The following is a 12,653-nucleotide window of genomic DNA, read 5'->3' as shown; positions in this document are numbered from 1 at the left end:
TCGTTCGGGACTCGATCAGGCCGGGATGTTCGCGCGCGCCGCCAGGTAGTCGGCCCGGAGCTGCTCGACGATCTCGCCGGCGGAGCCGCGTCCCCGGACTCCGCTGACCGAGTGCCCGGCGCTCCAGATGTCCACCCACCGCTTCGGCCGCGCGCCGTCGTCGCGACCGCCGCCGTACATCTCCTGGGCGTCCTTGCGGGTGACCGCTTCGTCGAGATCGTCCGGGTCGAGTCCGGCTCGCTCGATGGACGGCCGGAGCATGTTCGTCTCCAGCCCGGTGAAGGCCTTGGTCAGCAGCACGTCGTCGAGGCTGCTGGCGACCAGCATGTCCTTGTAGGCATCTGCGGCCATGGACTCGTCGGCAGCGATGAACTTCGTGCCCATGTAAGCGAGATCGCAGCCCAGCACCTGCGCGGCGAGCAGCGAAGCCCCGTCGGTGACGCCACCGGCCAGCACGATCGGGCCGTCGAAGAACTCCCGCACCGCGCGGACGAACGCGAACGAGTTCATCCGGCCGGTCTGCCCGCCCGCGCCCGCGGTGAGCAGCACGAGCCCGTCCGTCCCGGCCTCGGCGGCCTTCTCGGCGTGCGCCAACGTCGCGACGTCGGCGAACACCAGGCAGCCGACGTCGTGCAGCGGCCCGAGCACGGGTTTCGGCGACCCGACGCTGGTGATCACCATCTCGACCTCGTGCCGCACCAGGCACGCGAGGTCGTCGGCCAGCCGGGGCTGCCGGATGATCAGGTTCGGGCACCACGGCGCGACCGGCGAATCGGCCTCCTGGGCGCTGCGCGCCAGCAGTTTCAGCCAGCCGTCGAGCTCGTCGACGCTGCGCGCGTTGGCGGTGGGGAACGCCCCGACGACCCCGCTGGCGCACACCGCCGCCACGAGATCCGGGCCGGACACCCGCAGCATCGGTGCACTGATCAGCGGCAACCGCAGCCGGTCGGCGATGTGGTCGGGCAACCGGTTCGGGCCGACGGGTCCAGGACTCACCGCAACCTCCGCAGCTCGGGTGTCGCTCGAGTCAACGGAACAACCGGCGCAGCGGTCAAAGACGGGCGGCCGAACGGATCCATCAGCGGTACCAATACCGGGCGGAAACCGGCCACCGCGGACGCTTGCGGTGCCGGACCAGCCGGATGCGGCGCCCTGTCGGGATGAGTTCTCCGACGACGCCGCGCTGTGCGAACGGTGACGGGCTGAAGCCCGGCGCACGCACGACCACGGCGTCGGGGCGCTCGGCGGCGAGGAAGGAGTCGGCGTGTGCCCGCCCCAACGGTGCGCATCCGCCGGGAACCGCATTGTTCACATCGGACAGTGATGTGGCCGAACGGCCGATGCCGGGTCGTGAGTGCTTTGGATCGCTGTAGCAGCCCGAAGTGCTCACGACCAGCGGGCGTCACCGGCCACCCGGAGCTGCTGCAGGGCGAGCGATTTCGCGCTCACGGTCTGGTCCTGGCGGAACGTCGTTGCCGGGTGCGGGAGCTCCGCGCGGAGCCCCGAGTGCCATGATCGGGATTGTCGGGGGTCGCAAGTATGTTCGTGGCGTCGCGTCGTTGCGGCGTGGAATCCGCTTGGTGCATTGGAGATGGTGTTGGAAGCTTGGGAGACGTCGAGCACGGCGCGGGTGCTGCCACCCGCACGGCCGCGCAAGCTCGCCAAGGTCCCGTTCGTCGAGCTGGCGGATGGGCGCTTGCAGGGCGTGGTGTCCAGCGGGTCGGACATCGAGCGGGTCTACGTCTCGTCGGTCGCGGCCGGTGACCACGCGTTCGCCTGCAGCACCAACAACAACCGGCCCTGCGGCGGTGCTCGCGGCTCGTTCTGCAACCACATACGGGCCCTGATCAACGAGGCGGTCCTGCAGTACGGCGCCGGGCGCGTCGCGCGCTACCTGAAGGTCGAGATCGCGGACGAGGAGGCGGGCGCTCCCGCCATCGCCGACGGCATGAGCAGCGCGAATCCGCCGCAGGCCGACAGCAAGGCCGCCGCGACCGTCTTCAGCCGGTTCCTGCGCCACCTCGCCTACCTGGAGCTCGCCCCGTCCACCGCGCCGCTGCCGGAGATGCAGTGGTTCCCGCCGACCAGGGCGGTGGCGTGATGCGCGCCGATCTGCTCGCCGAAACCATCGCCGGGCTCGACGAAGCCCTGACGGCCGTCGACGCCTTCGACCGCGCGCTCATCGGCGGCCTGCTCCGGCCGCAACCGGCCCAGGCCGCCGAACTGGCCGAACTCGCCGACGCCGTCGCGGGGACGCCGCTGGCCGCCACGGTCGCCGAGGCGGCCGAGAAGGCGGCAGCCGGAGCCGGCGGCGAAGACCACTTCGTCGCCCTCGCCGCCGCCCGCACCGCACTGCTCGGCTCCGTCCACGATGCACTGATGGCCCGGGTGGCGGAAGCGACCGGCCGGGCCGCCGGCGACGATCCGGCCCCGGCGACCGACGGGCAGCACGGGGCGAACCTCCTCGCGGCCGCCCGGTCCTGGCTGTCCGACCTGGCGCGATCCGGGTGGCGGGGCATCGACCACGACGTGGTCTCCGCCTCGGCGCAGGTCGTCTCCGCGATGCTGCCGGACCCGGCCCTGCGCCGGTTGGCGTCGCTCCTCGACGGCTTCGCCGCCGAACTCGCGGCGTCCTGCCCGGGCACGGCGCTGGCGCGCATCCCGGCGCGCCGCTGGGCCGACCTGTGGTCGCGCGCGATGCTGCTGACGCTGCCCGGGGCGGCCGACGTGCCGGAGACCGGCACCGCCACCGGCCGGCTCCTGCCTCTCGGCGTGGACGTGCACGAACACGCGACCGCGGTGCAGGCCCAGGTCCACGCGGTGTTCGAGCCCGCCGACGGCGCCGCGCCCCGCCTGGTGCGGGCCAGCGTGTCGGCGCCCAAGCCCGACACCATCGTCGGAGCGGGCCTCTGGCAGCTGCTCCGCCCGCACATGTCGCTGCTGGCGGCCGTCAGCGAGTGCCGCTCGATGGAGCTCGACGGCATGCCGATCACCGCCGAAGGCGACCTGATCTGGAGCGACGAGCACGCCCGCCCGGGCGAGCCCGCCGACGCCTTCGCCACCGCCCGCGTCGCCCTGGCCGCCGCGACCGTTCCGGCGACCGCACCGCTGGACCGGCACCCGGCGCGCATCGCCGTGCCCATCTTCCTGGAGGGCTACGCAGCCGAAGTGGACGGCGACGCAATGGCTTTCACCATCGCCGGACACCGGTTGGCCGTCGACGCCGACCGCATTCCGGCCGCCGGGCCGCTCACCCCTGAAGCCGTCGCGGCGTCGAGCGCGTGCATCGGCCTGCTCCGCTGGGATTCCGGGGCTTTCGGCATCCAGCCGCTCGCCGTCGAAACTACCAAGCGGAAGAAGGCCGTCGCGGTCCACGCCGGGGCGTGGGCCGGTGGCACCACCGACAAGGCCGGTGTCAAGGCGGAGAAGGCCGCCACCGACGCCGCGGCGGTGCTTCGGGAGCGTGCCGGGAGGTTGTTGCGGAAATGACCGAACACGATCCCGACGCCAACCGCCGCCAGGTCCTGTACTGGCGGCTGCTCGCCCGGCTCTTCGACGACGAGGAGCAGGCGACGCTGGAATCCGCGAGCGTCGCCGTGGTCGAGGACATCGGCCTGCCGCCCGCGTTGCTGGATCCGCAGGTCTCCGTCGACTCGATCGTCCAGCGCCATCCGGGTCTGGCCGCCGAGTTCGACGGCCTGATGACCCCGGAGTCCACATCGGACGGTGACGAGCGCGACCGGGCCGCCGAGGTGCGGCGCGCGGCGCTGGTGTCGAAGGTGCTGCTCAACGTCTTCAACTCCGGCAGCGGCACGGTCACCGCGGGGCAGCTGTCGCGCTGGCAGTCGGATGCGGGCTGGCTGGAACGCGCGCTCGGCTGCCGGCCGGGGGAGCTGCGGGGTGGTCGATCCGGTGGCTCCGGTCCCGCGCGCGGCCTCGGCCAGGAGCTCGGTGACATCGAGGCCGACCTGGTCAAGCGGATGCACCTCCGCGAGGTGCTGGCCGATCCCGCGCTCGCCGCGCAGCTGACCCCGAGCATGTCGCTGATCGAGCAGTTGTTGCGGGACAAGAGCAACCTGTCCGGCGTGGCGCTGGCCAACGCCAAGGCGCTGATCCGCCGCTTCGTCGACGAGGTCGCCGAAGTCCTGCGCACCCAGGTGGAGAAGGCCACCGTCGGCGCCGTGGACCGCTCGGTTCCGCCGAAGCGGGTGTACCGGAACCTGGACCTCGACCGCACGATCTGGAAGAACCTCACGAACTGGAGCCCGGAGGAGGAGCGGCTGTACGTCGATCGCCTCTTCTACCGGCACACCGCCCGGAAGACGACGCCGCAGCGGCTGATCGTGGTCGTCGACCAGTCGGGCTCGATGGTCGACTCGATGGTGAACTGCACCATCCTGGCGTCGATCTTCGCCGGGCTGCCGAAGGTCGACGTGCACCTGATCGCCTACGACACGCAGGCGATCGACCTCACGCCCTGGGTGCACGACCCGTTCGACGTGCTGCTGCGCACCAACCTGGGCGGCGGGAACGACGGCCCGGTCGCGATGGCCATGGCCCGGCCGAAGATCGCCGAGCCGCAGAACACCGTCATGGTCTGGATCTCCGACTTCTACGAGTTCGACCGCTCCCAGCCGCTGTTCGAGGGCATCGAGGCGGTCCACCGGTCGGGCGTGAAGTTCATCCCCGTCGGCTCGGTGACCAGCTCCGGCCGCCAGGAGGTCAACCCCTGGTTCCGCGAGCGCTTCAAGGCCCTCGGTACACCGGTGATCTCCGGCCACATCCGCAAACTCGTCCAAGAGCTCAAGACATTCCTCGGGTAAGAGGCCGGTTTCCGGCCTCGCTCCTGCAGGTACGGGGCGGCCGGTGGATCGAACCGCGAAAGTCCAGCTCCAAGACAAGCACTGAGAAAGGCTCTCAACATGTCCGACCTGTTGCGCGCTCCGGCCGAGATCAAGTACGCCGAGGAGCTGGACTGGCTGGAGTCGATCGACGACGGCCCCAAGCCGTTCGCCTGGCGGCTGTCCCCGAAGATGGTCCGCCTGTTCGTGCTCGGCTCCGAGCGCGCCGACGGCCTCGACCGGGAGATCGCGCCGAAGTGGTTCGGCGACCGCAGTTTCGTCGAGCGCTCCATCGTCACGCTGGCCTCCGACCGCGGCCTGCTGCTGATCGGCGACCCCGGCACCGGCAAGAGCTGGCTGGCCGAGCTGCTGGCCGCCGCGATCAGCCGGAACTCCACGCTCGTCGTGCAGGGCACCGCGGGCACCACCGAGGACCAGATCAAGTACTCGTGGAACGTGTCCATGGTCATCGCCAAGGGGCAGTCGCGGGAGTCGATGATCCCCTCGCCGATCATGACCGCCATGGAGACCGGCGCGATCGGCCGCTTCGAGGAGCTCACCCGCTCCACCAGCGACGTGCAGGACGCGCTGATCTCGATCCTGTCGGAGAAGTACATCTCGGTCCCCGAGCTCGACGGCGACAACATCGTCTTCGCCAAGCCGGGCTTCTCGATCATCGCCACCGCCAACAGCCGGGACCGGGGCGTCAACGACCTGTCCTCGGCGCTCAAGCGCCGCTTCAACTTCGTGCGAATCCCGGTGGTGACGAACAAGAAGAGTGAGGCGGAGATCGTCCGCTTCCGCACCGAGGAGCTGTTGCGCCGCCACCAGATCGAGCTCGACGTGCCGCCGACGCTGCTGGACGTGCTGCTGCGCAGCTTCGCCGATCTGCGCGCCTCCGCGGCCGCGGCCGGCAGCGACGACGAGAAGCTGGAGTCGGCGCTGTCCACCGCCGAGCAGATCGGCGTGCTCGAAGACGCGATCCTGCACAGCAACTTCTTCGGCGAGCACGCGCTGACCGCCCGCACCCTCGCCTCCTCGCTCGTCGGATCGCTGGCCAGGCGAGCGCCGGAGGACCTGGCGATCCTCAACAAGTACCTGCACGGCGTCGTCGAGCCGCGCAGCAAGGACGAGGGCGGATCGTGGCCGGAGTTCCTGGAGGGCGGCCGCGACGCGATCGCCACCCTGTCTTGACCGCTCCCCGCCTAAAGGCGGGGGATTCCCTTTGGCCTCGCGGCCGAAGGTTCCTGCTTCACAGCCGGTCGCCCCGTCCGGGAGGACTCCCGTTGAGGTCTTACACCAGCTCCACAGGCCGCAACCGCCAGTCCGGCGGCCAGAATGTTTTTCGCGGCGTTGACGTCCCGGTCATGGGTCGTGCCGCAGTCGCACGTCCAGGTTCGGACGTGCAGCGGCATCTTCTCGACGAGGGTGCCGCACGCCGAGCACAGCTTGGAGGAGGGGAACCAGCGGTCCACCACGATCACCTCGCGGCCGTACCACCGGGCCTTGTACTCCAGCATCGCGCGGAACTCGCGCCATCCCGCGTCGCTGATGGCGCGGGCCAGAGTGTGGTTCTTAACCACGTTCCGAACGGCCAGGTCCTCGATCACGACCGTTTGGTTCTCGCGGACGAGTCGAGTGGTCAGCTTATGCAGATGATCCCGCCTACGGTCGGTGATCCGCGCATGCACACGGGCGACCTTGCGACATGCCTTGGCGCGGTTGTTCGAGCCCTTGGCTTTGCGGGCGAGCTCTCGCTGAGCCTTCGTGAGCCGGGCGCGGTCACGGCGTTCGTGGCGGGGATTGGTGACCTTCTCGCCGGTCGACAGCGTCACCAACGACGTAGTACCGGCGTCCACGCCCACCGCGTTGCGGCTGGGGGTGTGGTGGGTGGTGCTGGTTTCGACCAGGATCGACACAAACCACCGGGCAGCCGCGTCGCGGGACACCGTGACCGTGGACGGCTCCGCGCCCTCTGGCAGGGGCCGGGACCACACGATGTTCAGCGGCTCGCGCATCTTCGCCAGCGTCAACTGGCCGTCGCGCCACGTGAACGCCGACTTCGTGTATTCCGCCGAAGCCCGAGACTTCTTGCGGGACTTGAACCTCGGGTAGCGGGCTCGTTTTTCGAAGAACGCGGTGAACGCGCTTTGCAGGTGCCGCAGGCACTGTTGCAACGGCACCGACGACACCTCGGACAGAAACGCCAGCTCGTCGGTCTTCTTCCAGGCGGTGAGCATAGCCGAGGTCTCAATGTAGTTCACCCGTCGCTGCTCGGTGAACCACGCGCGGGTGCGGCATCCAGGGCGAGGTTGTAGACCTTGCGGACGCAACCGAAGGTCCGCGACAACTCCGCTGCCTGCTCCTCCGCGGGGTAGAAGCGGTACTTGTATGTCCGCTTCACCTGCGTCCGTCCATGCTTCACAACATAGCGTTCTTATTCGTAAGGACCGATCTCGGCTGGACGCTGAACAACACACGAGATCGGCTCCCTCCCTCCCCCAAAGGGAAAAGCTTCCACCGATTGGAGATTCGATGAGCGGCGGCGGGCACGAGAACGGCTTCGACGCGCTCCGCACGCAGCTGCGGGAAGCCGCTGCGGCGTTCGCCGACGGGCCCGATGCGCTGGAGGGCATCCTGCTCGGCATCGTCGACGACGTCGACCGCGCGCAGCGCGAACCGCTGGAGATCTTCCCGGTCTGCCACCACTCGCCGGCTTCGGCCATCGCGATGGCCCGGCGGCTGCGGGAGAAGCAGCCGAAGGTGGTCTACCTGGAGCTGTGTGAGGACATGGCGCCGCTGCTGACCGAACTGCGCAACTGCCGGCTCCCGGTCGCGGTGCAGGCGTTCGCGACCGAGGTCGAGGGCTTCCCGGTGGAATGGTCGCCGCTGTCGGTGGTCGCCCCGATCACCGAGGCGTCGGCCGAGTACCAGGCGATCGCCTACGCGCTGGAAACACCGGGCGTCGAACTGGTCCTCGTCGACCGGTCCTCCGACCACGTCTTCCAGTGGGAGGAGCCCGCCGACCCGGACGCGCCGCAGGCGGAGGAGGAGGCCGCGCTGCACGGCGACGCGATCGGCGTGGAGATCGGCGACCTGCGGCCGCGCTTCGCGGAGCTGGAGGAGCACCTGCTGCGCCACGGCCGGGTGCGGCACTGGTCGGAGTGGTGGCACCAGTACGTCGAACTGCCGCTCGGCGACAGCGATCACGACGCCTACCGGCAGGTCATGCTCCTGATCGGCAGCCTGTTCCGCCGCCTCGCGCCCGGGGATCCGCGGCGGGTGCGCGTGGACGAGGACCGCGAGCGCTACATGTGGACCAGGATGCGCGAGCACCTGGCCGCGACCGGCGGCGATCCGGCGGACTGCCTGTACGTCTGCGGCGCGTTCCACGCGGCCAGCCGCGTCGCGGAGTTCGGCGTGCACGGCACCGACACCTTCGAGATCAGCCCGCCCAGCGCCAGCAAGTGGCAGCACGGCCTGATCCCGTCGAGCAACGCGGCGATCGAGGCGCAGTTCGGCCTGGCCGCCGGTTCGGTGTCGATCGCCGCGACGGAGTGGGCGAAGAACCTCAAGCGCACCAAGGTGCAGCCGTTCCGCCTCGCGGGGCAGGCGGGTGCGAAGAAGAAGCCGGGGAAGACCACGCCGCCGGTCGATCCCGCGCCGACCGGGCCTTCGGACAAGCTCTCCGGCTTCCTCCAGCGGCCGCCCGTCCTCGACCGGCTGGACGAGGCCGAGCTGCTGGGCTGGTCGGTGGACATCGTGCGCGCCGCGCGCCGCAACGGCTACCTCGCGTCCACCGCGGACGCGATCGCCGTGTTCGAGACGTCGATCCTGCTGGCCGGGATGCGCGACCGGGCCAAGCCCACGCCGTACGACTTCCAGGACGCGGCGATCACCTGCATCGAGAAGGACACCGTGCCGGGCAGGCGCGACGTGCGCCGCCTCGTCGAGATCATGATGGGCGGCGACCGGATCGGTCAGGTCGGCTACGACGCGCTGCCGCCGCTGGCGCGCGACGTGCACGACCGGCTCGCGCCGCTGGAGCTCAAGCTCCAACAGCGCGGCGTGCAAAGAGCATTGCTGGACATCGCTTCCCGGCCGGAGCTGGCGCAGTGCTCCGACGTGCTGTGGATGCTGCGCTACCTGCTGCCGCACGGCGCCGCGCGGCCGATCATGGGCGAGCGGCAGCTCGGCGAGCGGCCGATCCAGGAGTCGTGGGACGTGGCGCTCGGCACCCACCAGCGGGCGCTGATCGAACTCGGCTACGAGGGCGTCAGCATCGAGCAGGTGCTGGAGCAGCGCCTGCGCAGCGCGGCGTACGGTCCGCGTGCGACCACGGCCACCGTCCTGGAAGCAGTCGAGGACGCGACGCTCTACCTGCGCAGCCGGCGCCTCGCCAACGAGCTGGGCACGCGTGCCCTGGAAGTCCTGGCGACCGAGCGCAGCGTCGATGGAGCGCCGGAAGTCCTGCGCCGGGTGCGCCGACTGCTGGCGTACTACCGGACCAGCGAGCCGGTGCTGCCGCCGTGGATCGAATCGTTCGTCAAGACCGGCTACGCGCACTACTGCACCCTGCTGCCGACGGCGTTCACCGACGAGGACGCGACCGTCGACCAGGTCGCCGCCATGCTGGGCTTCCTGTTCAGCATGGAGGGCCTGGCGCTGTCGCTGGGCTGTGACCGGGCGCAGCTGGAGCTGGCGTTCGCGCAGTCGCATCCGCAGGAGCCGGCGAAGCTGGCCCTGCTGTGGGCGGCTCAGGTGCAGCTCGGGCAGCTCTCCCGGGCGGAGCTGCGGGCGAGGTGCGACGAGTTGCTCGCCAACCCCATGGTGGTGCCCGTTTACCCGCGCTACCTAAGCGGATTCGTGCACGCGCTGGAACCGGTGCCGGGGCTGACCGACTTCGTCGTGGAAGCGGTGTCGAACGCGTTCCGGCGGCTGCCGGACCCGGTGCTGCTGCCGTGGTTGCCCAAGCTGATCAGCACCCTGCGCTCCGGCGGCGCGGAGCTGGCGCCGATGCTCATTCGCGAGGCCGGGCGGATCTTCCCTGGCCGCCTCGCGGAGCTGGACGAATGGGTGCCGCAGTGGCTGGCCCAGCCGACGCCGGAAGCGGTGCAGCAACGGAGAGCGCTGCGTGGGAACGGGGTGGCGCTGCTCGCCGCGCATCCCGCTACCTGCGACGCGGTAGCGGACCTGCTGGGCTGCGACGGGACGTGGCAGCCGGTCGATCCCGGTGGGGCGGGCGCCGAGCTGGTCGGCCGCTACCCGGAAACGGCGGCAGCGCTGGCGGAACTGCTCACCAGGCCGTGAGACCGGTGCGGTGGCCCGGGTTCACGGGCCACCGCACCGGGTCCACAATGGACGTGGGCTGCGAGATCGTCAAGGGCTATCCCACCGAAGACGGCTGGGACGTCGCCGAGCCAGGTTGAAAGTGACGTCGGCTGTTCGTGAATTCGGACGTCGGTCGACGGTCGCGGCCGTGAGAGATGACGTCCCAGTGCTGTGACCGGCAAAACCCTTGGCGTGGCCCCTTCCGCTCTCGGTACGGTCCTGCCATGTCCCGATCAGCCGAGACCGGCCGCTTCCCGTCCCCTGTCACCGCTGACGACCTCGACCTCGCCGTGCGACTTGCCGTGGCGAGTCTTCGCAACGCGCCCCAAGCGGCGTGGGAGGGCAAGGCGGGTTCCCTGGAGTGGGACTGTTGGGAGACCGTTGAGCACCTCAGCGACGACCTCTTCGCGTACGCGGTCCAACTGGGCCCCAGGACGCCGCCTTTGGAAGGCGAGGTGCCCTTCGTCTGGGAGAGCCGGCGGCCCGGCGGCCCCGCGAACGCCGTCCATGCGAATCGGGCTGCGGGGCCTGCCGGGCTGTTGCAGGTGCTTGAGGCGAGCGGCGCACTGCTGGTCGCCATGGTGCGCACCACGTCGCCGCAGACCCGCGCCTACCACGTCTACGGCATCTCGGACGCCGAGGGTTTCGCCGCGATGGGGATCGTGGAAACCTTGGTGCACACCCACGATCTGGCCGAGGGCCTCGGGCTTGCCTGGTCCCCGCCTGCCGATCTGTGCTCGCGGGTGCTCGCCCGGCTGTTCCCCAACGCCCCGAAGACCACGGACCCCTGGCCGACCCTGCTGTGGGCCACCGGGCGCGCCGAATTGCCCGGGCACCCTCGTCTTTCCACCTGGCGTTGGGACGGGACACCTCGGACGTAGGCCGAGATGCTTCGTCCACACTGGACGGATGGTTCAAAGCGCGCGGAGGCCGCGGCATCGATGCCGCGGCCTCCCGGCCAGCTTGGCCACGGCGGGGGTGAGGTATTCGTCCCTGTCGTAGAGGTCGACGTGCGTCGCGCTCTCGATCTCGAACAGCTCGGCGGTAACGCGCTCCTGGGGCTCCCCGTTACCGGATGTCGTGGTCCGGATGGGTCTGGTCGTACTGCTGCCGTGCCTCCGCGATGACGGCGCGATGGGTGAGGGACCAGTCGGCGAGCGCTTTGACCAGGTGGGTCAGGCTGGTCCCGGTCTCGGTCAGGCGGTAGTCGACCTGGGCCGGGACGGTCGGGTACACGGTGCGCAAGATGAGTCCGTCGCGTTCCAGCCTGCGCACGGTGAGCGTGAGCATGCGCTGGGAGATGCCGTCGATCGCGCGTTGCACCTCGCGGAAGCGGCGCGGCCCGCCGGCGAGCTCGACGATCACGAGCACCGACCACTTGTCCCCGATGCGGTCCAGGACATCGCGGATCCCGCAGTCCGGGTGATCCGCGCGCCCGCAGGGATCCAGGTGGGCGGTTACCGCGGTGTGCGTGGGTGACATCGAACTGCCTCCTTGTGGCAGGTACTCGGGCTGATCAGGATCGAGCGTAGTTACCGAAGAGAACCACGACGGGAAGACCATGACTGACATGCTCTTGGTGACCGGAGCGAACGGGAACCTCGGCTCGGCCACTCTCGCGGCGCTGCGCGCCCGCGGCGCGATCGCGACGGGCGGCAGCCGCACCCCGGGCGACGGGATGCGGCGGCTCGACTTCGACGACCCCACCGGCATGGACCTCGCAGGTGTGTCGGTCCTGGTGCTGATCTCCGCCGGCTATGCCGAGGACGACCAGGTCATCGGGCGGCACGCGGCCGTCCTGGACGCCGCAGTCCGGGACGGCGTCCAGCACGTCATCTACACGAGCCTGACCGGCGCCGGCGACCACCTCGGTTTCGCACTGGCCCACCGCGCGACCGAACGGCTCGTGCGCGCTTGCGGCCTGCCGTGGACGATCTTGCGCAACGGCCTCTACGCCGAGCTCTTCGGCGGCCTCCTGCTGTGGGCCGATGACGGGCTGGAGTCCGCGTTCGGCGACGGTGCCCTGGCCGCGGTCACTCGTGTGGACCTCGCCGAGGCCGCGGCGCTCATCGCGGCGGACCCGGCGCAACACAGCGGGCGCACCTACGATCTGGTCGGCCCGCCGATCACGGCGGAGCAGGTGGCCGACCGGCTCGGAGTCCCGCACCGCACCATCAGCCTGGGAGAGTTCCGGCGTAGGGTCCTCGACGAGATGCCGGGGCTTCTGCCGTTCCAGCCGCCCATGCTCGCCTCGATCGCGACCGGCATCCGGCACGGTTTCCTGGACGGCGCCGGTCCCGACCTCGCCGACATCCTCGGCCGCCCGGTTGGCGACCCGCTGGCGACGGCTGTCGCAGTCGCTTCCGCCACGAGGCCGGGACAGCCGGATGGCGGCAGGTAACACGCGCGGCGACGACGGTTCTCCCGGTAGGGCAGCAACGATTTTCCGTTCGGATGAACGGTCCCCGCCATGAACCGTCT

The 12,653-nt window shown here is 70.3% G+C and carries 12 protein-coding genes; 7 read left to right on the top strand and 5 right to left on the bottom strand.

Annotation, left to right across the window (positions count from 1 at the left end):
* Positions 1-15 precede the first annotated feature (15 nt).
* Positions 16-996 carry a nitronate monooxygenase gene (locus AB0H93_RS02905; protein WP_358566406.1) on the bottom strand — a complete coding sequence of 327 codons (981 nt, stop codon included), beginning with the start codon at positions 994-996 and terminating at the stop codon, positions 16-18.
* An 82-nt stretch (positions 997-1,078) separates the two neighbouring features.
* The gene (locus tag AB0H93_RS02900) at positions 1,079-1,279 is read right to left on the bottom strand and encodes a hypothetical protein (RefSeq protein WP_358566403.1); all 201 of its coding nucleotides are present in this window, start codon (positions 1,277-1,279) and stop codon (positions 1,079-1,081) included.
* 312 nt (positions 1,280-1,591) lie between these two features.
* Here AB0H93_RS02900 and AB0H93_RS02895 point away from each other — a divergent pair, with 312 nt between their 5' ends.
* The 4 genes from AB0H93_RS02895 (at position 1,592) to AB0H93_RS02880 (ending at position 6,035) form a co-directional block, all read left to right on the top strand.
* Entirely contained in the window at positions 1,592-2,101 is a 510-nt protein-coding gene (locus tag AB0H93_RS02895; RefSeq protein WP_207954297.1) for a hypothetical protein, read from the top strand.
* Complete coding sequence (locus AB0H93_RS02890; RefSeq protein ID WP_358566396.1) at positions 2,071-3,489, top strand: hypothetical protein; 1,419 nt, start codon at positions 2,071-2,073, stop codon at positions 3,487-3,489. Before AB0H93_RS02895 ends, AB0H93_RS02890 begins: the two co-directional genes overlap by 31 nt.
* Positions 3,486-4,823, top strand: a complete 1,338-nt coding sequence (locus AB0H93_RS02885) for a VWA domain-containing protein (protein ID WP_358566393.1) — start codon at positions 3,486-3,488, stop codon at positions 4,821-4,823. The genes AB0H93_RS02890 and AB0H93_RS02885 overlap by 4 nt, the downstream gene beginning before the upstream one ends.
* Positions 4,824-4,922: 99 nt before the next feature.
* On the top strand, positions 4,923-6,035 hold the full coding sequence (locus AB0H93_RS02880) for an AAA family ATPase (protein WP_132484082.1): 1,113 nt from the start codon (positions 4,923-4,925) through the stop codon (positions 6,033-6,035).
* 11 nt (positions 6,036-6,046) lie between these two features.
* Here the strand turns inward: AB0H93_RS02880 and AB0H93_RS02875 are convergent, their stop codons facing one another.
* Together AB0H93_RS02875 and AB0H93_RS02870 are read right to left on the bottom strand one after the other, a co-directional pair.
* Complete coding sequence (locus tag AB0H93_RS02875; RefSeq protein ID WP_358566390.1) at positions 6,047-7,105, bottom strand: RNA-guided endonuclease TnpB family protein; 1,059 nt, start codon at positions 7,103-7,105, stop codon at positions 6,047-6,049.
* Positions 7,102-7,245, bottom strand: coding sequence for a helix-turn-helix domain-containing protein (locus tag AB0H93_RS02870; protein WP_358566388.1), 144 nt, complete (start codon positions 7,243-7,245; stop codon positions 7,102-7,104). Before AB0H93_RS02870 ends, AB0H93_RS02875 begins: the two co-directional genes overlap by 4 nt.
* Positions 7,246-7,376: 131 nt before the next feature.
* On the opposite strand from AB0H93_RS02870, the gene AB0H93_RS02865 reads away from it, so the two are divergent.
* Both AB0H93_RS02865 and AB0H93_RS02860 read left to right on the top strand, forming a co-directional pair.
* The gene (locus tag AB0H93_RS02865) at positions 7,377-10,151 is read left to right on the top strand and encodes a hypothetical protein (protein WP_358566385.1); all 2,775 of its coding nucleotides are present in this window, start codon (positions 7,377-7,379) and stop codon (positions 10,149-10,151) included.
* Positions 10,152-10,396: 245 nt separating this feature from the next.
* Positions 10,397-11,053 carry a maleylpyruvate isomerase N-terminal domain-containing protein gene (locus AB0H93_RS02860; RefSeq protein WP_358566382.1) on the top strand — a complete coding sequence of 219 codons (657 nt, stop codon included), beginning with the start codon at positions 10,397-10,399 and terminating at the stop codon, positions 11,051-11,053.
* 187 nt (positions 11,054-11,240) lie between these two features.
* On the opposite strand, the gene AB0H93_RS02855 is transcribed toward AB0H93_RS02860, so the two are convergent.
* On the bottom strand, positions 11,241-11,654 hold the full coding sequence (locus tag AB0H93_RS02855; protein WP_358566379.1) for a helix-turn-helix domain-containing protein: 414 nt from the start codon (positions 11,652-11,654) through the stop codon (positions 11,241-11,243).
* Positions 11,655-11,742: 88 nt separating this feature from the next.
* Between AB0H93_RS02855 and AB0H93_RS02850 the strand changes: the two genes are divergently transcribed.
* On the top strand, positions 11,743-12,573 hold the full coding sequence (locus AB0H93_RS02850) for an NAD(P)H-binding protein (RefSeq protein WP_358566376.1): 831 nt from the start codon (positions 11,743-11,745) through the stop codon (positions 12,571-12,573).
* The last annotated feature ends 80 nt before the right edge of the window (positions 12,574-12,653 follow it).

The sequence above is a fragment of the Saccharopolyspora sp. NPDC050642 genome, from assembly GCF_040654735.1.
Taxonomy (GTDB): Bacteria; Actinomycetota; Actinomycetes; order Mycobacteriales; family Pseudonocardiaceae; genus Saccharopolyspora; species Saccharopolyspora elongata.
Note: the sequence above shows the minus strand (reverse complement) of the source record. Positions and strands in the feature narration are given on the sequence as shown.